Below are 20,006 nucleotides of genomic sequence, written 5' to 3' on the forward strand. Positions count from 1 at the left end.
AGTCTGGAGAAGGCACGGGTGGATCTCACCGTCATCGTCGTGCTCGTGATCGCACTGGCCCTGTTCTTCGACTTCACGAACGGGTTCCACGACACCGCGAACGCCATGGCCACGCCGATCGCGACCGGGGCGCTGAAGCCCAAGGTCGCCGTCGCACTGGCCGCCATCCTCAACCTGGTGGGGGCTTTTCTCAGCACCGAGGTGGCCAAAACCATCTCCAACGGGCTGATCAAAGAGGGCGACGGCGGGGTGCAGATCCTGCCCGAGATGATCTTCGCCGGCCTCATCGGTGCCATCATCTGGAACCTCGTCACCTGGCTGTTCGGCCTGCCCTCCAGCTCGTCGCACGCGCTCTTCGGCGGCCTGATCGGCGCGGCGATCGTGGGGGCCGGCTTCGGCGTCGTGGATTACAGCGTGCTGATCAGCAAGGTCATCCTGCCTGCGCTGGTGGCGCCGCTGGTGGCCGGGCTGGTCGCCTTCATCGCCACCCGGCTGGCCTACGCGATCACCCGGATGCCCGCCTCCAGCGCGCAGTCCGGCGTGCGCGGGCGGTTCCGCTACGGCCAGATCTTCTCCTCCTCGCTGGTGGCGCTCGCCCACGGCACCAACGACGCCCAGAAGACGATGGGCGTCATCACGCTCACCCTCATCTCCGCGGGCCTGCTGCCCGCCGGCAGCGGCCCCGAGCTCTGGATCATCGTCGCCTGCGCCCTGGCCATCGCCATCGGCACCTACTCGGGCGGCTGGCGCATCATCCGCACGCTCGGCGCCGGGCTCACCGAGGTGAAGCCCGCGCAGGGCTTCGCGGCCGAGACCAGCACGGCCGCCACCATCCTCGCCTCCAGCCACCTCGGCTTCGCACTCTCCACCACGCAGGTCGCCTCGGGCTCGGTGATCGGTTCGGGCCTCGGCCGTCGCGGGGCGTCGGTGCGCTGGCGCACGGCCGGCCGGATCGGTCTGGGCTGGCTGATCACGCTGCCCGCCTCGGCGATCGTCGGAGCCCTTGCCGCCTTCGTGGCGACGCTCGGCGCCACCGGCATCATCATCGACCTGGTGGCCGGCATCGCCGTGATCGTGACGATCTTCGTGCTCTCGCGCCGCAACAAGGTCGACTCGAGCAACGCCATCAGCGAGGTGGATGCCGCCACCATCGCCGTGCGCAGCCCCAAGGCCACGCGCCGCAAGCGGAAGCAGGTGCAGAAGTGATCGACTGGGCATCGTTCCTGATCGTGGCCGCCGCGTCGCTGGTGTCGACCGCCGTCGTCGTCAGCCTGTACTCGTTCGGTCTGCGGTTCCAGGGTCTGACCCGCCAGGGCGCCGCCGGCGGCGAACCGGTGCGCCCGCTCTACGCGACGGTGCTGGCCTACCTCTGCTTCGCCCTGAGCATCGGCGCCGTGCTGTTCGGCATCTACCTGATCGTGCCCTTCCTGCACGGCTGAACACTCTTCCTCGCGCGCCCCGGCGCTCCTACGATAGGGAGATGACCCTGGAGTCCACGCCGTCCGTCATCCCCGTCAGCCCCGTCGTGCCCGCGTTGCGCACCGGCTTCGACCGCGGCGTCACCCGTCCGCTGGCCTGGCGGGTCGCCCAGCTGAGAGCGCTCCAGCGGATGCTCGAGGAGCGTTCGTCGGATTTCGAAGACGCGCTCTTCCAAGACCTCGGCAAGAACCCGGCCGAGGCGCAGCTGACCGAGATCGGCATCGTGCTGAGCGAGATCGAGCACACGCTGCGGCACCTGCGCGGATGGCTGCGCCCGAAACGGGTGGGCGTGCCGCTCGCGATCGCGCCGGCCACGGCATCCACGATGCTCGAACCGCTCGGAGTGGTGCTCGTCATCGCCCCCTGGAACTACCCGCTGCAGCTTCTGCTCGCGCCGGTGGCGGGCGCCCTGGCGGCCGGCAACGCCGTGCTGCTGAAGCCGAGCGAGCTCGCTCCGGCCACCTCGGCCCTGATGGCCGAGCTGGTGCCGCAGTACCTCGACGAGCGCGCGGTCGCGGTGGTCGAGGGCGGTGTCGAGGTCACCACCGAGCTCTTGGCCGAGCGCTTCGACCACATCTTCTACACCGGCAACGGCACGGTCGGCCGGATCGTGATGGAGGCCGCGGCCCAGCACCTCACGCCCGTCACGCTGGAACTCGGCGGCAAGTCGCCGGTCTATGTCGACGACACCGTCGACCTCGCTGCGACGGCTCGCCGGATCGCCTGGGGCAAGTTCATGAACGCCGGCCAGACGTGTGTGGCCCCCGACTACCTGCTCGCCACCAAGGCGGTGGCCGACAGGCTGGCGCCGCACCTGATCGACGCCATCGCGGAGCTGTACGACGGCGATCCGCGCTCCAGCTCGAGCTACGGGCGCATCGTCAACGACAAGCAGTACACCCGGCTGGTGGGCCTGCTGCAGGGCGAGGACGTGCTCACGGGCGGCCGCTCCGAAGACCGCACGCGCTACATCGCCCCCACCGTGCTCTGCGACGTGTCGCGGGAGGCGCCGGTGATGCAGCAGGAGATCTTCGGCCCCATCCTGCCGATGGTCACGGTCGACGGCCTCGACGACGCACTCGCCTTCATCCGCTCGGGGGAGAAGCCGCTCGCCCTGTACGCGTTCACGTCGTCCCGCGAGACGGCGCGGCGCATCCTCACCGAGACCTCCTCCGGAGCCGTCGGGTTCGGGGTGCCGGTGGCGCATCTGAGCGTTCCCGGGCTGCCGTTCGGCGGGGTGGGCGGCAGCGGCATGGGCTCGTACCACGGGCGCCGCGGGCTCGAGACGTTCAGCCACGAGAAGTCGGTTCTGACCAAGCGCCTCGCGCCCGACACGCTGAAACTGGTGTACCCGCCGTTCACGGCCAAGAAGGACGGCTTCATTCGCGGACTGCTCCGCAAACTGAGCTGAGCGCCGCGCCGAATCCGGCGATCGGGGCTAAAGTCGACGGCGTCCAGCCACAAGCGATACGACAGCAATGGAGCAGTACGTGACATCCTCACCGGCCACCGACGACACACCTTCCGTTCCCGCCACCCGCACTGAGACCGACAGTCTCGGCAGCATCGAGATCCCCGCGGATGCCTACTGGGGCATCCACACCGCCCGGGCGCAGGAGAACTTCCCGATCAGCCGCCGCCCGATCTCGGTCTATCCCGACCTGATCAACGCCCTGGCGATCGTGAAACAGGCCGCGGCCCGCGCGAACCGCGAGATCGGGGTGCTCGACGCCTGGAAGGCCGAGTGGATCGACGAGGCCTGCGAGCGCATCCGGGCGGGGGAGTTCCACGACCAGTTCGTGGTGGGCGTCATCCAGGGCGGGGCCGGAACCTCCACCAACATGAACGCCAACGAGGTCATCGCCAACGTCGCGCTCGTGGCCCACGGGCATCCGCAGGGCGCGTACGACGTGCTGCATCCGCTCGACGACGTGAACCGCAGCCAGTCGACCAACGACGTGTACCCCACGGCCGTGAAGCTCGCGATGTGCTTCTCGCTCGACCGGCTGATGGCCGAGCACGCCCTGCTGCGCGACTCGTTCGGCGCGAAGGGCGTCGAGTTCGGGCACGTGCTGAAGGTGGGCCGCACCCAGCTGCAGGATGCCGTGCCGATGACCCTGGGCCAGGAATTCCACGGTTTCGCCACCACCCTCACCGAAGACCTCGAGCGGATGCGGCACACGCTGCCCCTGCTCTGGGAGATCAACCTCGGCGCCACCGCGATCGGCACCGGCATCACGGCCGACCCGAACTACGCGGCCACCGTCTGCCGGGAACTGCGCGAGCTCACCGGCTTCGAGCACGTGACCGCGGCCGACCTCGTGGAGGCCACCAGTGACGCGGGCGTCTTCATGACGCTCTCGGGCGTGCTGAAGCGCTCGGCCATCAAGCTCTCGAAGATCTGCAACGACCTGCGTCTGCTCTCCAGCGGCCCGCAGGCGGGGTTCGGCGAGATCAACCTCCCGGCGCGCCAGGCGGGTTCCAGCATCATGCCGGGCAAGGTGAACCCGGTCATCCCCGAGGTGGTCAACCAGGTCGCCTTCGCGGTGGCGGGCGCCGACGTGACCATCACGATGGCGGCCGAAGGCGGCCAGCTGCAGCTGAACGCCTTCGAGCCGGTGATCGCGCACTCGCTGCTGCAGAGCCTGGCCTGGATGACCGGCGGATGCCGCACCCTGCGGGTCAACTGCATCGACGGCATCACGGCCAACCTCGACCGCCTCGACACGATGGTGTCGACCTCGGTGGGCGTCGTCACGGCCCTCACGCCGTACATCGGCTACGCGGCCGCCTCGGCGCTGGCGAAGACGGCGCTGCTGACCGGCCGCAACATCGCCGATCTGGTGGTGGAGGCGAAGCTGATGAGCCGCGAGCGGGTGCTGAAGCTCACCTCGCCGGCCCGGCTCTCCGGAATCGAGGCCATCACGCAGGCCATCCCGGTGATCGATGCCGAACAGCTCGACGCGGAGGCACTGGACCCTCGTCGATGACGGCCACGGAGACGGTCGCCCAGACGGTGCTCGCCGAGCTGCGCGCGGTCGTGGGGGAGCAGCGGCTCCGGGTCGACGGGCCGGCGCTGGATGCCGTGCGTACCGACAAGTCGGGCTGGTGGTCGCCCGAGCACGCGCTGGCCTTCGTCGAGGCCGAGAGCGTCGAAGAGGTGCAGGCGGTCGTGCGGATCGCCGCGCAGCACGCGGTTCCCCTCGTGCCCCGGGGCGCCGGCACGGGTCTGGCCGGGGGAGCCACGGCCTCCGCGGGCGCGATCGTGCTGGGCGTCGCGCGGATGAACCGCATCCTCGAGATCGCCCTCGACGACGAGCTCGCCGTGGTGGAGCCCGGCGTCATCAACCAGCACCTCAGCGATGCGCTGGCACCGCACGGGTACGTGTTCTCGCCCGATCCGGCCAGCAAGGCCATCTCGACCATCGGCGGCAACATCGCCACGAACGCGGGCGGCCTGCTCTGCGCGAAGTACGGGGTGACCCGCGAGGCGATCCTCGGCCTGACGGTGGTGCTGCCCGACGGATCGCTGCTGGAGACCGGCCGGCGCACGGTCAAGGGCGTCACGGGCTACGACCTGACGGCGCTGCTGACGGGCTCGGAGGGCACGCTCGGGGTGATCGTGCGCGCGGTCGTGAAGATCCGGCCGATCGCGGTGGGCGAGGTGGTGACGATCGGGGCGTTCTTCGCCGACGTCACCGCGGCTGCGGCGGCCTGCGCGGCGATCACGGCCGCGCGCATCCGCCCCGCCGTGATGGAGCTGATGGACGGCACGGCCGTCGCCGCTGTCAACCGCCACCTCGAACGCGCGCCCGTGGCGCCCGGTGCCGCCTACGTGCTGGTGCAGACGGACGGCGCCGGCGCCCGGGCCGAGGCCGACGCCGCAACCGAGGTGCTCCGTGCCCGGGGCGCCTTCTCGCTGGTACAGTCCTCCGATCCGCTCGAGGGCGAGGCCCTGCTGGCCTTCCGCCGCAGCGTGCACCCCTCGCTCGAGGCGCTGGGCGAGGTGCTGATCGAAGACGTCTGCGTGCCCCGCTCGGCGTTGCCGGCGATGTTCGCCGAGATCCAGCGGATCGGCTCCGCCTACGGCCTCGCCATCCCGACCGTGGCCCACGCGGGCGACGGCAACCTGCATCCGAACTTCGTGATCCCGGCGCCCGGCGGTGAGGTGCCCGAGATCGTCTGGCGGGCGGCGGACGAGCTGTTCCAGGCCTGCGTGCGGCTCGGCGGAACCCTCACCGGCGAGCACGGTGTCGGGGTGCTGAAGCGGCGCTGGCTGGAGGGCGAGCTCGGAACCGGGGGACTGGATCTGCAGCGGCGCATCAAGGCGGTCTTCGATCCGCAGGGGATCATGAATCCCGGGAAGGTGTACTGAGCGCTGCCGGGCGGCGGACGTCGCCGGTGTGCACTACGCTGATCCCGAGCGAGAAGGTGAGGATTGCTCTTGGCGAACCCGAGTGAGAACCGACCGATGGAAACCCGTCCGGTTCCGAACCATCCGATGGATCCGCGCACGGTCCTGTCTCCCGTGGCGACTCCGCCCGTGGTGCCGCGTCAGGTGGAGCACGCCTTACCGCCCCTGCCCGCGGTGCCGGTCGGTGCACCGCCGCAGCGTTCGTCGACGGCCTCGCAGGTGTTCGCGATCGTCGGCATCCTGGTGCTCGGGTTCGTCTTCCTGGCGGTGGTGGGCTACCTCGTGCTCGGCCTCGGCCCGGTCGCCGTCGTGATCTGCGGCATCCTGGCCCTGCTGCCGCTGGGGGTGGTCATCACGGTCATCACCCTGATCGACCGGTGGGAGCCCGAGCCGCGGCCCGCCCTGTGGTTCGCGTTCCTGTGGGGCGCGGCCGCCTCCGTCGCCATCGCGCTGATCGTCGATTTCAGTGTGCAGCTGATCGTCGAGGTGGCCAGCGACGGGCTGAACACCACCAGCGACCTGTGGGGCTCGGTCATCCAGGCCCCCGTGGTGGAGGAGGGCGCGAAGGCGGCCGGCATCCTGATCCTGCTGCTGTTCTTCCGCCGGCAGTTCGACGGCCCGGTCGACGGTCTGGTCTACGGCGCCACGGTGGCGGCGGGGTTCGCGTTCACCGAGAACATCCTCTACTTCGGGCAGTCGCTGATCGAGTCCGGCGGGGTCGGTCTCGGCTTCACCTTCGTGCTGCGCGGCATCCTGTCGCCCTTCGCGCACGTCATGTTCACGGCCTGCACGGGCATCGCCCTGGGGTTCGCGGTGCGGCGCAAGAACGCGCTGGCCGGAGTCGGCATCTTCCTGCTGGGCCTCGTGCTGGCCATGGGCCTGCACGCGTTCTGGAACGGCTCCACCTTCCTCGTCGCGGGGATGGGCGGCTTCTTCCTGCTGTACTTCGCCGTGCAGGTGCCGCTGTTCGCGCTGGCCGTGGTGTTCGTGGTGCTGTTGCGGCGATCCGAGACCCGGCTCACCCGGGCGCGGCTGACCGAGTACGCCGAGGCCGGCTGGTTCAGCGAGGCGGAGGTCGAGATGCTCTCCTCGGGGTCGACGCGTAAACAGGCGCTGCGCTGGGCGAAGTCGATGCCGGGCGACGGCCGGGCGGCCATGAAGTCGTTCACCCGGCACGCGACGCGGCTCGCCTTCGTGCGCCAGCGCCTGCTCTCGGGCCGAGCGGCGATCGGCCCGCGGCACGACGAGGCGGAGCTGCTGGATGCGCTGCTCGGCGACCGGCTGGCACTCGCGAGCGCGGCGGGGGGCCCGTCGGCTCCTGCGGGGTCGGCGCCGTCGGGGTCTGCACCCGTCTTTTGACCTGGCCGCCCGGGTCGGCTTGGATGGGAACATGACTGAACCAATCGGCACCAAGCCCGAAATCGACTTCCCCGAGGGCCCCGCCCCCACCGAGCTGGAGATCGTCGACATCGTCGAGGGATCCGGCGCGGAGGCGACCCCGGGCGCCACCGTCGAGGTGCACTACCTCGGCGTCGAATACGAGACCGGCGACGAGTTCGACTCCTCCTGGAACCGCGGCGAGACCATCAGCTTCCCGCTGAACGGCCTCATCGCGGGCTGGCAGGAGGGCATCCCCGGCATGAAGGCCGGCGGCCGCCGCAAGCTCACCATCCCGCCGCAGCTGGCCTACGGCCCCGCCGGCAGCGGCCACTTCCTCGCCGGCAAGACACTGATCTTCGTGATCGACCTTGTCGCGGTGCCGTAGGCCCCGCGACAAGGTCGATCAGCACGCCGCCGCCCCTGCGGCGTGCCTTGCGGTGGAGTTGTAGCTTCCGCTGGCAATGGGCGCTCTCACGAACGGACGCGACGTACACGCCGCCGCGTCCGTTCGTCACGTTCGGGTGAGGGCGTGGTCACTGGTCGGCGAAGTCGCGGAAGGTCGCGAGGGAGTCCTCCGACGAACGGATGCGCCAGTCGCGCTCCTTGTCGACGTCGAACCAGACGAGCGCCCGGATGTCGGGGAACGAACCGCGGAGCGTCGGTGGGATGTCCGCGATCCACTCCGCCTGGCTGCCGCCTTCCTCGGCCGAGGCGGTCTCACCGATGATGATCGGCTTGCCGAGGGTGTGCAGCTGCTCGTAGGCGCTCTTGTAGAGTTCGGGATCGTGGCCTCCCCAGCCCTCCTCCTCGTTCATCTCTGCGGCGAAGTCGACGAACACCGGCCGCTCGAGCGTGGCCGCCTCCGCGGCCCGCTGAGCGAGCAGCCCGTCGTGGTCGCCCCGCACGATGCCGGCGAAGTCCACGCCGAACGGCTCCCAGTTCACCAGTGGGATGCGCCCCTCCTCCAGATCGGAGGACACCTCGTCGGAGGTGGCCCAGTGATCCTCCCAGCCGAAGTAGGCCAGGTGGATGGCCGGGCTGCTGCCGATCGCCGCATCCGTGTCGGCCGCCGAGCCGTGCAGCCCGTCGACACTACCCGGAGGCGGTGGGGTCGAGCGTCGTGGGCGGAGCCCGGGGGGCCTCCGGGACACGTAGAATGATTCGCCGGGATCCGGGAGGTGGCAGTGGCGGAGACAGAGCTCGAACGCGAACGGGAGTACGTCGGTGGTCTGTACGAGCGGCTCGACGGTCTGCGTGAAGAGGCCGAACGCGAGCTGACCGTGGTGCGGCGCGACGACGTCGGCGGCAACCATCAGTCGCGATCCGAGCGGGATGCCTTCGCCCGCGTCCACGAAGACCGCATCCACCAGCTGCGCGAGGTCGGGGAGCGACTGGCCTTCGGGCGCCTCGAACTGATCGAACCCGATCCGGAGCCCGGCGCCGGCAGCTCGACACTGCGCTACATCGGCCGCATCGGACTGCGCGACGAGAACCTCGAGCCCTTGCTGCTGGACTGGCGGGCGCCTCAGGCCCGCGCCTTCTACCAGGCCACCGCCGCCACTCCGCTCGGTGCTCGTGCGCGCCGGCACCTCACCACACGCGGCCGCGACGTCGTGCGCATCGAAGACGAGGTCTTCGACGCCTCCCTGCTCGAGGAGGACGGCACGCAGTTGCAGGGCGAAGGCGCGCTGCTGGCCGCGCTCACCGCGCAGCGCACCGGTCAGATGCACGACATCGTCTCCACCATCCAGGCCGAGCAGGACCGCGTCATCCGCTCCGACCTCGCCGGCGTGCTGGTCGTGCAGGGCGGGCCGGGAACCGGCAAGACCGCCGTGGCGCTGCACCGCGCCGCCTACCTGCTCTACACGCACCGCGAGCGGCTCGGTTCCAGCGGTGTGCTCGTCGTCGGTCCCAGCCGGGCCTTCCTGCAGTACATCAACGCCGTGCTGCCGAGCCTCGGCGAGACCGGCGTGGTGCTGGCGAGTCTCGGGCAGCTGTATCCCGGTCTCGACGTCACCGCCGAAGACGTTCCCGCTGTCGCGGCACTGAAGGGGTCGGCCGAGATGGCCGCGCTCATCCGCCGGGCGGTGCGATCGCGCCAGCGCGTGCCCGAGGAGCCGCAGACGCTGGAGATCAACGGCGAGACCCTCGTGCTGCAGCCCGCCACCATCGCCGAGGCGATGGCCAAGGCGCGCGAATCCGGCAAGCCCTACAACGAGGGCCGGGTGTCGTTCGTGAAGAACGTGCTGGGTCAGCTCACCCGTCAGCTCGCCGACCAGCTGCGCCGGCGCGGGAGCACGGTGGACGAGGCCGATCAGGCCTACCTGCGCGAAGACATCCGCACCTCCTACGACGTGCGGGTCGCGTTGAACACGGCCTGGATCCCGCTGACGCCCGAGAAGCTGCTCGAAGACCTCTACGCCCGGCCGCAGTGGCTCGCCTCGCTCACCTCGCACTGGTCCAAGGCCAAGCGGGAGCTGCTTCGGCGCGAGCGCGGTTCCGAGCTGACCGTCTCCGACATCCCGCTTCTCGACGAGGCGGCCGAGCTGCTCGGCGAGCTCGACGCGGTCGACTCGGCCCAGAAGCGCGCCGAGAAGGCGCAGCGCAAGCGCGATCTCGAGAACGCCAAGAACGCCATCCGCAACATGGACGTGGAGGGCCAGGTGTCGGCCGAGTCGGTGGTGGCCGGATTCGCCGAATCGGCCGCGTCGCTGACCACCGCCGAGCGGGCCGCCTCCGACCGCAGCTGGACGTACGGCCACATCGTCGTCGACGAGGCCCAGGAACTCTCGCCGATGCAGTGGCGTGTGCTACTGCGCCGTGCGCCGCTGCGCTCGTTCACGATCGTGGGCGATGTCGCGCAGGCGAGCTCCGCCGCCTCCTCCACGAGCTGGGAGGCGACACTGTCGCCGCTGATCGGCGAGAACTGGCGGCTCGAGGAGTTGACGGTCAACTACCGCACGCCCTCGCAGATCGTGGATGCCGCCGAGCGGGTGGCGGAGGCCAACGGCCTCTCGGTCACCCGGTCGCGGTCGGTTCGCACCACGCCGTGGCCGGTCTCGGCCCTTCCGAGTGCCGACGACGCCGAGCTGGAAGCCCTGGTGTCGGCGCAACTGGGGGAGATGATCGCGTCGGGCGGCACCAGTGCGGTGATCGCACCGGCGTCCCGCTTCGAGCGGATGCGCGAGGTGCTGTCCGCCGAGTTCGGCGACCGACTCGGTGTCGGTGTCGCCGGTCTCGCCCGCAGTGCGGCCCTGCTCACGCCCGCCGACGCCAAGGGCCTCGAGTTCGACTCGGTGCTGGTGGTCTCGCCGGCCGGCCTGATCGCCGAGAACACGCGCGGAGCATCCGCTCTCTACGTCGCCATGACCCGCCCCACCCAGCGCCTGACGCTCGCGCTCGCCCCGGGCGAGCAGGCTCCCGCGGGTCTCTGAGCGCCCCGGGCGGCGCTTACGGGCGAGGGTCGTGCGCGTCGTACGCGCGGAAGGTGTGCACCAGGCGCAGGATGAGCGTGGCCGCCAGGATGACGAGCAGGCCTCCGAGCAGCGGCGGGAACCAGAGCGCGGCGAACACCGAGAGCACGCCGACGTAGAGGTCGCCGATCCGCGGTCCGCCTGCCACGACGACCGTGAACACGCCCTGCAGGCGGCCACGCATGTTGTCGGGTACGGCGGCCTGCATCATCGTGGTGCGGAAGATCGCGCTGATCTCGTCCGCCGCGCCGGTCGCCGCCAGGGCGAGGGAGGCCAGCACGATCCCGACCACGTTCGCGTCGGCGAGATCCTGCGAGGCGGGGGCGCCCGAGAGGGTCGCGACCAGGATCACTACGCCGAACAGCGCCACGAAGAATCCGTAGGCCTGCACCGCGCGGGCGATCGCCCGGCCCTGCCAGCGCACGCCACCGAGCCGCCCCGAGAACACGCTCGCGAGCATGGTGCCCACCGCCGAGGCCGCCGTGAGGATGCCCACGGTGATCGGCCCGCCGCCCAGCACGAGCACGCCGATGGCCGGGAACAGCACGCGCGGCTGCCCGAAGGTCATCGCCGCGATGTCGACCAGGAACTGCGCGCGGATGTTCGGCGCGTGCCTCAGGAACGACAGCCCGTACTTCAGCGAGGCGAGCCCTGGCCGCTGCACCTCGCCCTCGGGCAGGATGCGCGGCAGGCTCGCGATGCCCACGAAGGCGGCGATGAACAGGATGACGTCGATCGAGTAGGTCCAGCCGAAGCCGACCGTGGCCACGAGCACGCCGGCCAGTGCCGGGCCGAGGGTCACCATGATGCCGATCGTGATGCCGTTCAGCGCGGCGGCCGCGGGCAGCAGCTCGCGCGGCAGGATGCGCGGGTAGATCGCCGAACGCGTCGCCCCCACGACGGTCGCCGAGACCGCGTTCACGGTGGCGAGCAGGTAGAGCGCCGCCACGCTGTCGGTGCCGCTCCAGGCGAGCACCGCCAGCACGGCGGTCGACACCCAGGCCACGATCGCGGCGATCAGCGCCACCTTCCGGCGGTCGAAGGCGTCGGCCAGCATGCCGCCGTACAGACCCGCGATCACCATCGGCAGCAGGGCGAACAGCGCCACTCCCGACACGGCCAACGTGGAGGAGGTGAGGCGGTAGATGTCCAGGCCCACCGCCACGATGGTCATCTGGCTGCCGATGCCCGAGATCGCCTGGCCCGCCCAGAGGCGCGCGAAGGCCGGGCTCTCGCGCAGCGGAGTCAGGTCGGCGAACGGATTGCGCCGCTTCGCCGGCGGTTCGTGCTGCGGGGGAGTCGCGGATGCCTCCGGCCTCGCCGGCGTCTCGGGCGAGTCGCTCACGCCTGGTGGTTCTGCGCGGCCGCCGCCGCGATCTTCTCCACCAGGTCGGCGTGGTGGAGGGCGGCGACATCCGGATGCGCACGCAGTCGGCTCTTGAGCGAATTCTCGCCGTAGGTGGTGAAGATCGGGTTGCCCGGATCGGCCGTCACCCCGCGGGTCTCGGCCGCGAGCGCCTCGGGGAGTTCGAGCACGGGAACCGTCGCATCCAGGGCCGGAGCGTAGAAGAACGGGATCGAGATGCGGTCGTCGCCGATGCGCGGCGAGATCACGCGGTGCACGGTGGCCTTGAGGTAGCCGTCGGTCGCCACCTCGAGCAGCTCGCCGATGTTCACCACGAAGGCGTCTTCCAGCGGAGGGGCGTCGATCCACTCGCCGTCCTTCTCCACCTGCAGGCCGCCCTTGCCGGGCTCCACGAGCAGCAGGGTGAGCACGCCGGAGTCTTTGTGGGCGCCGACGCCCTGCTTGGGCTCGGGGTCGCTCTTGCCGGGGTAGCGCACGATCTTGATCAGGGTCGAGGGGCGCTCGGCGAAGGCGGCGTCGAAGACGTCTTCGGATGCGCCGAGCGAGACCGCCCAGGCCCGCAGCAGCGTGAGGGCCACCCGGCTGAGCTCGTCGTACCATTCGGCGACGACCTGCTGGAGCTCGGGGAGAGCATCCGGCCACTGGTTGGGGCCGTCGAGGCGCATGTAGTCGGGAGTGTCGGCGGTGCGCTCCACCGGTTCGCGCTCCACGCCGATGTCGATCTGCTCGCGCCAGTCGACCTTGCCCTGGGTGAGTTCGCCGCCGACGCGGGTGTAGCCGCGGAAATGCGGGCTCTTGAGGTTCTCGATGGCCAGCTTGTCGGCCTCGGGCAGGTCGAAGAACCGCCGCGCGGTCGTCATCACGCGCTCGATCAGCTCGTGCGGCACGCCGTGGCCGGTGAGGTAGAAGAAGCCGTACTCGTGGGTGGCCTCGCGCAGGTCGAGGCGGAAGGCCTCGGCCTCTGCGTCACTGGCGCCGAGCCGGGAGAGGTCGAGTACGGGGAGGGTGGCCGCGTCGAGCGTGCCGGCCGCCGGAGCGTTCGCCGCCGGGGTGTTCTGTGTCGTTTCGAGAGTCATTGAGTTATCCATTCCGCCGTCATCCAACGCCTCTCCACTATGGACTGTTCCCGATCCGTCGTCGAACCGGCCGCGCGTTTGTTACAACCGTGTTTCTGGTAACCTCTACAGGTTGCCGTGAGAACGGCCGCGGATAAAGAGAGCCGCAGCATCAGGCTGACCGGCACCGCGCAACGAGAGAGAGGGGATCCCATCTATGGCACTCGAGTCAGACGTCAAGAAGGCGATCATCGAAGAGTACGCAACCCACCCCGGTGACACCGGATCCCCCGAAGTGCAGGTCGCAATGATGACCCGTCGCATCAAGGATCTCACCGAGCACCTCAAAGAGCACAAGCACGACCACCACTCGCGTCGTGGACTGCTGCTCCTGGTGGGCCAGCGTCGCCGCCTCCTGGGCTACCTCCAGGACATCGACATCGACCGCTACCGTTCGCTCATCGAGCGCCTCGGCCTGCGTCGCTGAGCCAATTGTTCGCCCTCCGGGCGACACGATTGCACCGATGATTTCGGCAGCTCTTCGCTGACACCGCGATCTTCTTCACGAAGGCCGTCACCCTCCGGGGTGGCGGCCTTCGTCGTTCCCGGCCCGGCGCGTTCGAATTCGCCAGCGCGTTCACATTCGATGGACATTCGGGTCGGACAGCGGAACGGATGGAGTGACAGCCCGCGTGAAGCCGCGAACTCCATCGAATCGATCAGGTCAGAATCCGGATCTGCCGGGCCGGGAATAGATCGGCGGGCGGAGCGTTGAACACGATATTCATGCAAACGCATGGAAGTTTGACGGGACACCGCCGAACACGGAACGCGACCCAGGAGTCGACATGCAGTTCGGAATCTTCACCGTCGGAGACGTCACCACCGACCCGACGAACAACACCACCCCCACCGAGAACGAGCGCATCAAGGCCATCCTGACCATCGCGCAGAAGGCCGAAGAGGTGGGGCTGGACGTCTTCGCCCTCGGCGAGCACCACAACGAGCCCTTCGTTCCGAGCAGCCCCACGACCATGCTCGGCTACGTCGCCGCCAAGACCGAGAAGCTGCTGCTCAGCACCGCGACCACGCTGATCACCACGAACGACCCGGTGAAGATCGCCGAGGACTACGCGATGCTGCAGCACGTGGCCGACGGCCGCGTCGACCTGATGATGGGCCGCGGCAACACCGGGCCGGTGTACCCCTGGTTCGGCAAGGACATCCGCCAGGGCATCCCGCTCGCCATCGAGAACTACGCGCTGCTGCGCCGCCTCTGGGACGAGAAGGTCGTCGACTGGGAGGGCCAGTTCCGCACGCCGCTGCAGGGCTTCACCAGCACGCCCCGACCGCTGGACGACGTGGCGCCGTTCGTGTGGCACGGCAGCATCCGCAGCCCTGAGATCGCCGAACAGGCCGCTTACTACGGCGACGGATTCTTCGCCAACCACATCTTCTGGCCCAAGGAGCATTTCGCGCGCCTCGTGAACTACTACCGCCAGCGCTTCGAGCACTACGGCCACGGCCGCGCCGACCAGGCCTACGTGGGCCTCGGCGGCCAGGTGTTCATGGCCAAGAACTCGCAGGATGCGGTGAACCGGTTCCGCCCGTACTTCGACAAGGCTCCGGTGTACGGCCACGGCCCGAGCCTCGAAGACTTCACCTCGCAGACCCCGCTGACCGTCGGTAGCCCGCAGGAGGTCATCGACCGCACGCTGGGCTTCCGCGAGACCTTCGGCGACTACCAGCGCCAGCTGTTCCTGATGGACCACGCCGGCCTGCCGTTGAAGACCGTGCTCGAGCAGCTCGACCTCCTCGGCGAGCTCGTGGTGCCCGTGCTGCGCAAAGAGATGGACGCCCTGCGCCCCGCGCACGTTCCGGACGGCCCCACCCACCAGAGCGAGATCGAGCGGATGGCGGCGCGCCGGACCGCGAAGGCCGTGCAGGATGCAGACGCCCAGTCCGCCGTCGCCGCCGAGGCCGCCCGCTCGGGTTCGGCCGCCGCCCACACCGGTGCCGCATTCGGCCTGCAGGGAGCCTGACGATGACCACGGATGCCACGTCCGCCAAGAAGCTCGTCGCCGTTTCGGCGGGGCTCAGCCAGCCGTCGTCGACGCGCCTGCTGGCCGACCGCCTCGCCGAGGCGACGGTGGCCGACCTCGCCGATCGCGGGGTCGACGCCGAGCTCACCGTGATCGACCTGCGCGACCTCGCGCACGACATCACGAACAACCTGATCACCGGCTTCCCGAGCACCGCCCTCCAGGCGGCGATCGACGCCGTGACCACGGCCGACGGCCTGATTGCGGTCACGCCGATCTTCACGGCCAGCTACAGCGGCCTGTTCAAGTCGTTCTTCGACGTGATCGACAACACCGCCCTCACCGGTCTGCCGACCCTGATCGCGGCGACCGGCGGAACCCCGAGGCACTCGCTCGCGCTCGACCACGCCCTGCGCCCGCTGTTCAGCTACCTGCGTGCCCCGGTGCTGCCGACCAGCGTGTTCGCGGCCACCGAGGACTGGGGGAGCGGATCGGCCGACGACGGCTTCCCCACCCTGCCCGACCGCATCCGCCGGGCCGCGGGCGAACTCGCCGCCGTGGTGGCGGTCTCCACCCGCTCCACCGAGGTGAAGGACCCGTTCGATCTGGACGCGTCGTTCAGCCCCGTCGGCGGCTACGGAGCGCAGTAGGCCGACGCTGTCCGGGCGGCCGATGGGACATTGCCGCCAGAGGCCCATACCGGCACACGATCGTGCTTACATGGGCCTATGGCAGTGAGCGTGCGAACCATCCAGACCGCGATACCGGCCACAGTGCTCCGGCAGCCCCAGGTGCGCGACGTGTTCGCGTCGCAGCCGGGCCTGACCCGGCTCGGCACGCGCCTGGTCTCCGCCTCCTTCGACGGATCGGGGATCGACACCCGGTACACGGTGATCGACGAGCTCACGCTCGACACGCAGACGGAGCATCCGCAGTTCTTCGACCTCGCCAGCGGGAGCCTGCTCGCCCCCTCCACGAAGGTGCGCAACGAGCTCTACATCGAGCGCGCCAGCGCCCTCTACGTGGAGGCCGGCCGTCGGGCTCTCGAGGCCGTCGAGGGCATCGCCGCCGCCGACGTCACCCATGTCGTGACCGTCTCGTGCACCGGGTTCTTCGCCCCGGGGCCCGACTACGTACTCGTGCGTCAGCTCGGCCTCGCCCCGAGCACCCTGCGATACCACGTGGGCTTCATGGGCTGCTACGCCGCTTTCCCGGCCCTGCGGATGGCGAAGTCGTTCTGCGAGGCGGATCCGGATGCCGTCGTGCTGGTCGTGAGCGCGGAGCTGTGCACCCTGCACGTGCGCTCCTCGAACGAGCCCGACCAGATCGTGGCGTCGTCGGTCTTCGCCGACGGCGCCGCGGCGGCGATCGTGACGGCGCGCAACCTGCCGTCCTCGTCTCCCGTGCTCGACCTCGACGCTTTCGAGAGTGTGCTCACGCCGGTCGGTGAAGAGGACATGGCCTGGAAGATCGGCGACGAGGGCTTCGAGATGATCCTCAGCTCCTACGTGCCGAAGATCATCGACCAGCACATTTCCGCGGCTCTCGAACCGCTGCTGGCTCGCGAGCCCGGCCTCGGCGACGCTCCGCAGGACTCGATCGCGCACTGGGCCATCCACCCGGGTGGCCGGAGCATCCTCGACAAGGTGGAGGCGAAGCTGCAGCTCTCCGAGGCCCAGCTCGTGCCCTCGCGGGGCGTGTTGCGCGAGTACGGCAACATGTCCAGCGCCACGATCCTGTTCGTGCTGAAGGCGATCATGGAGGCCGGGCCGGTCGCGGATGCCGCGTCCGGAGACCGCGTGTGCGCCATGGCCTTCGGCCCGGGCCTCACCGTCGAGACGGGACTGATGACGCTCCGGCCCGCGCGGGAGGCCTAGAGCGTGGCGTTCGGCATCCCCCCGATGCGCAAGCGTGCGGTCGACGCGCGCGAGCGCATGGACGAGCCCGACTGCGACCTCCTCACGCTCAACCGCACCTACGAGCAGTTCCGGCTGGTGAACGCGGTCGTGGCAGGCTGGCGGGACACCTACCGCCAGCGCATCCGCCCGCTCCTGTCGCGCACCGAGCCGTCGACGCTGCTGGACATCGGATGCGGCGGGGGAGACGTCGCCCGGGCGCTCGCCCGCTGGGCGGCGAAGGACCGCCTGCTGCTCGAGGTCACGGCCATCGACCCCGACCCGCGCGCCCTGGACTTCGCGGAGCGCGCCCCCAACCCCGACGGTGTGCGCTTCCTGCGCACCACGAGTGCCGCGCTGGTCGGCATCGCGGTGCGTTTCGACTTCGTCATCTCCAATCACGTGCTGCACCACCTCGCCGCCGATCAGCTCTCCGACCTGCTGATCGACTGCGAGCTGCTCTGCCGGGGTCTGTCGATCCACAGCGACATCCGGCGCAGCCCGCTCGCCTACGCGGCGTTCTCGGTGGCGACGCTGCCGCTGCGCAACTCCTTCATCCGCGAAGACGGGCTCACCTCCATCCGCCGCAGCTACACCGAGGCCGAGCTGCGGGTGGCCGCGCGTCGCGAGTGGACGGTGGAGACCCAGGCGCCCTATCGCAACCTCCTGAGTTATGCCGCGAGCGCTGCAGCCCGTGACACGGCGCCCGCAGCCGATGCCTGACGAACCCCTGCACGACGTCGCCATCGTGGGCGCGGGGCCGGTGGGCGTCTTCCTGGCGACCGCGCTGGCGCAGCGGGGGATCGGTGTCGTGGTGCTGGAGAAGCGTTCCCAGGCGCACCGGCACTCCCGGGCGATCGGCATCCATCCTCCGTCGCTCGCCGCGCTCGAGCGGCTGGGCGTGCTCGAGGAGATCGTGCAGTCGGGCGTGCGGATCGACCGTGGCGTGCTGCGTATCCGCGGCCGCGAACGGGCACGGCTCGACTTCACCTCGACGGGAGCGCGCCTGCCGTTCGTGGTGTCGCTGCCGCAACTGGACACCGAGCGGATCCTGCGCGCACGACTCGCCGCTCTGGATCCGGATGCGCTCCGCACCGGAATCGAGGTGCGCCGGGTCGAGCGGGAGGCGTCGTCCGTGCGTCTCGAGCTCGGCGGAGGGGCCGGATGCGTGCGCGCGCGGCTCGTGGTGGGGGCGGACGGCGCGTCCGGGGTCGTCGCGCGTGCGCTCGGGTACCCGGCTGCCGGCCGCAGCTACCCCCACCGTTTCGTCATGGGCGATTTCGCCGACACGACGGGCGACGGCGCACTCGCGGTACTGCACCTGCACCCGCGGGGGATCGTCGAGTCGTTCCCGCTGCCGGGCGAGCGGCGGCGGTGGGTGACGCACCTGCCGCTCGACCTAGGCCTCGACCTCGACCTCGGTGATCGGAGCACCGATGCGGAGCTTCTGGCGCGGTTGATCGCCGGGCGGACGGTGCCCGGGACCTCTCCCGACCCCGCCACCTCGATGATGACCAGCGTCTTCGGTGTGCGGCGGCGCATCCTGCCCCGGATGGCCTCGGACGACGGGCGCCTCGTGGTGATCGGCGACGCCGCGCACGAGGTGAGCCCGATCGGCGGCCAGGGCATGAACCTCGGCTGGCTCGACGCGGAGGCGCTGGCCGAGCGGGTGCCGTCGTTGCTGGGGGCGCTGGAATCGCCTCACCGCGGGAGATCTCCGCGGCTGGGCGACTTCGAGCGCGCCCGTCTCCGTTCCGCGCGTGCCGCGGCGCGCCTGTCCGAATTCAACATGGCCATGGGCCGGCCCGCGTCGGGCGCGGGCTTCGCGCTCCGTCGCGCCCTGATCGCGACCGCCGCTCTGCCGCCGCTCAGCCGCGCGCTCGCCCGCGCCTTCACGATGAGCGGTCGCTGAAGACGCTCACCCGGGCACGGAAGGGACGGTCGTCCGCGCACGGCAGAATGGGAAGCATGGACCACGCGCGCAAACGGAAGCCCCTCTGGCGCTGGGAGGTCTTCCTCTTCGCGGTCGTGCTCGTGCTCGCGATGGCGGCGAGCCTGGTCTCGCGGATCGGCGGCGTGCTCGGGGCCGTGCTCTCCATCGCCCTGCTGGTGCTGGCGATCGTGGCGGCGCTGCTGCTGATCGTTCCCCTGCTCCGGCCGAAGGGCCGCGACAGCGAGAACACCCGCACGTCGCTCGAGGGCCTGGACCTGGTCGAGATCGCGCCGGTGCACACCGTGCGCGTGCTCGAGTCGGAGCGTCGTCAGACCGGCATCGAGGCGGCGCGCGCCAAGACGAAGGGCGAGCCCACCGCCATCCTGACCCCGGATGCGAGCCGCTGGCTGGGCCTGCGGCTGCGGATCGCGGTCGACCTGCGAGCCGGCGACGGGCAGCTCTACCGGGCCGGGTTCCTGCCGCCCGAGCTGGAGCCGGCCTGGAACGCGCGGCTGCTGCCCCTGGCCTCCGAGCACGCCGCCGCCGAGGTGCAGGCGCGGATCGTGGGCACCGAGCGGCCGTTCCGGGTCGAGGTGCTGCTCGACACGCTGGTGGGGTAGCGGAGCCATCCTCGGTTCTCGCAGGTTGTGCTGGTAGCATGGGTACGTTGTGAGCAGGCTGGCAGGAAGCTGGTCCTCGGTGGTGGATTTCCGAACCTATGACACGCGTTCGGAGATTGTCTACTGGTGGCCAGCACACACGCCCCATGACGAAGCTGTATGAACAGACTTTCAGGGAACGTCGAAATTCCCTGCCGAACACGCCTGCTCCCACGCGAGGAGTCGCATGCCCACACGGGGCCGCGACGCTAAACAAAGGAGAAAGACCTCTTGGAAGGTCCTGAAATCAAATTCGCCGAAGCCGTTCTCGACAACGGCAAGTACGGCACCCGCACCGTCCGCTTCGAGA

General features: G+C 70.1%; 18 protein-coding genes. 15 read left to right on the plus strand and 3 right to left on the minus strand.

Going from position 1 to position 20,006, the window contains the following annotated elements; genetic code table 11:
• The first annotated feature begins 18 nt into the window (after positions 1 to 18).
• The 7 genes from Q0D75_RS16820 to Q0D75_RS16850 all read left to right on the plus strand — a co-directional run bounded on the left by Q0D75_RS16820 (position 19) and on the right by Q0D75_RS16850 (position 7,658).
• Positions 19 to 1,206, plus strand: coding sequence for an inorganic phosphate transporter (locus tag Q0D75_RS16820; protein ID WP_291056016.1), 1,188 nt, complete (start codon positions 19 to 21; stop codon positions 1,204 to 1,206).
• Complete coding sequence (locus Q0D75_RS16825; protein ID WP_291056018.1) at positions 1,203 to 1,439, plus strand: hypothetical protein; 237 nt, start codon at positions 1,203 to 1,205, stop codon at positions 1,437 to 1,439. The genes Q0D75_RS16820 and Q0D75_RS16825 overlap by 4 nt, the downstream gene beginning before the upstream one ends.
• A 41-nt stretch (positions 1,440 to 1,480) precedes the next feature.
• Positions 1,481 to 2,890, plus strand: coding sequence for an aldehyde dehydrogenase family protein (locus Q0D75_RS16830; RefSeq protein WP_291056020.1), 1,410 nt, complete (start codon positions 1,481 to 1,483; stop codon positions 2,888 to 2,890).
• A gap of 79 nt (positions 2,891 to 2,969) precedes the next feature.
• Positions 2,970 to 4,469, plus strand: a complete 1,500-nt coding sequence (locus Q0D75_RS16835) for an aspartate ammonia-lyase (protein ID WP_291056022.1) — start codon at positions 2,970 to 2,972, stop codon at positions 4,467 to 4,469.
• On the plus strand, positions 4,466 to 5,854 hold the full coding sequence (locus tag Q0D75_RS16840; RefSeq protein ID WP_291056026.1) for an FAD-linked oxidase C-terminal domain-containing protein: 1,389 nt from the start codon (positions 4,466 to 4,468) through the stop codon (positions 5,852 to 5,854). Before Q0D75_RS16835 ends, Q0D75_RS16840 begins: the two co-directional genes overlap by 4 nt.
• A 96-nt stretch (positions 5,855 to 5,950) precedes the next feature.
• A complete protein-coding gene (locus Q0D75_RS16845; RefSeq protein WP_291056028.1) occupies positions 5,951 to 7,252 on the plus strand; it encodes a PrsW family intramembrane metalloprotease in 1,302 nt (433 codons plus the stop codon).
• Positions 7,253 to 7,283: 31 nt separating this feature from the next.
• A complete protein-coding gene (locus Q0D75_RS16850) occupies positions 7,284 to 7,658 on the plus strand; it encodes an FKBP-type peptidyl-prolyl cis-trans isomerase (RefSeq protein WP_291056031.1) in 375 nt (124 codons plus the stop codon).
• A gap of 148 nt (positions 7,659 to 7,806) precedes the next feature.
• Here the strand turns inward: Q0D75_RS16850 and Q0D75_RS16855 are convergent, their stop codons facing one another.
• Positions 7,807 to 8,424, minus strand: coding sequence for a hypothetical protein (locus Q0D75_RS16855; protein ID WP_291056034.1), 618 nt, complete (start codon positions 8,422 to 8,424; stop codon positions 7,807 to 7,809).
• A 33-nt stretch (positions 8,425 to 8,457) separates the two neighbouring features.
• Between Q0D75_RS16855 and Q0D75_RS16860 the strand changes: the two genes are divergently transcribed.
• A complete protein-coding gene (locus tag Q0D75_RS16860) occupies positions 8,458 to 10,707 on the plus strand; it encodes a UvrD-helicase domain-containing protein (RefSeq protein WP_291056037.1) in 2,250 nt (749 codons plus the stop codon).
• A 16-nt stretch (positions 10,708 to 10,723) separates the two neighbouring features.
• Here the strand turns inward: Q0D75_RS16860 and Q0D75_RS16865 are convergent, their stop codons facing one another.
• Entirely contained in the window at positions 10,724 to 12,091 is a 1,368-nt protein-coding gene (locus Q0D75_RS16865; RefSeq protein WP_291056039.1) for an MFS transporter, read from the minus strand.
• On the minus strand, positions 12,088 to 13,188 hold the full coding sequence (locus Q0D75_RS16870) for a 2-oxoglutarate and iron-dependent oxygenase domain-containing protein (protein ID WP_291056042.1): 1,101 nt from the start codon (positions 13,186 to 13,188) through the stop codon (positions 12,088 to 12,090). Before Q0D75_RS16870 ends, Q0D75_RS16865 begins: the two co-directional genes overlap by 4 nt.
• A gap of 196 nt (positions 13,189 to 13,384) precedes the next feature.
• On the opposite strand from Q0D75_RS16870, the gene rpsO reads away from it, so the two are divergent.
• The 7 genes from rpsO to Q0D75_RS16905 all read left to right on the plus strand — a co-directional run bounded on the left by rpsO (position 13,385) and on the right by Q0D75_RS16905 (position 19,657).
• Positions 13,385 to 13,654 carry a 30S ribosomal protein S15 gene (gene rpsO, locus Q0D75_RS16875; RefSeq protein ID WP_259527083.1) on the plus strand — a complete coding sequence of 90 codons (270 nt, stop codon included), beginning with the start codon at positions 13,385 to 13,387 and terminating at the stop codon, positions 13,652 to 13,654.
• A gap of 361 nt (positions 13,655 to 14,015) precedes the next feature.
• A complete protein-coding gene (locus tag Q0D75_RS16880; RefSeq protein WP_291056044.1) occupies positions 14,016 to 15,209 on the plus strand; it encodes an LLM class flavin-dependent oxidoreductase in 1,194 nt (397 codons plus the stop codon).
• Positions 15,210 to 15,211: 2 nt separating this feature from the next.
• A complete protein-coding gene (locus Q0D75_RS16885) occupies positions 15,212 to 15,859 on the plus strand; it encodes an FMN reductase (protein WP_291056046.1) in 648 nt (215 codons plus the stop codon).
• A gap of 78 nt (positions 15,860 to 15,937) precedes the next feature.
• Complete coding sequence (locus Q0D75_RS16890; RefSeq protein ID WP_291056048.1) at positions 15,938 to 17,086, plus strand: type III polyketide synthase; 1,149 nt, start codon at positions 15,938 to 15,940, stop codon at positions 17,084 to 17,086.
• A gap of 3 nt (positions 17,087 to 17,089) precedes the next feature.
• A complete protein-coding gene (locus Q0D75_RS16895; protein WP_366513453.1) occupies positions 17,090 to 17,827 on the plus strand; it encodes a class I SAM-dependent methyltransferase in 738 nt (245 codons plus the stop codon).
• Complete coding sequence (locus Q0D75_RS16900; protein WP_291056050.1) at positions 17,820 to 19,016, plus strand: NAD(P)/FAD-dependent oxidoreductase; 1,197 nt, start codon at positions 17,820 to 17,822, stop codon at positions 19,014 to 19,016. The genes Q0D75_RS16895 and Q0D75_RS16900 overlap by 8 nt, the downstream gene beginning before the upstream one ends.
• 56 nt (positions 19,017 to 19,072) lie before the next feature.
• Entirely contained in the window at positions 19,073 to 19,657 is a 585-nt protein-coding gene (locus Q0D75_RS16905) for a hypothetical protein (RefSeq protein ID WP_291056052.1), read from the plus strand.
• The last annotated feature ends 349 nt before the right edge of the window (positions 19,658 to 20,006 follow it).

This window comes from Herbiconiux sp. (assembly GCF_023264855.1).
In the GTDB taxonomy this organism is placed as follows: Bacteria; Actinomycetota; Actinomycetes; order Actinomycetales; family Microbacteriaceae; genus Herbiconiux.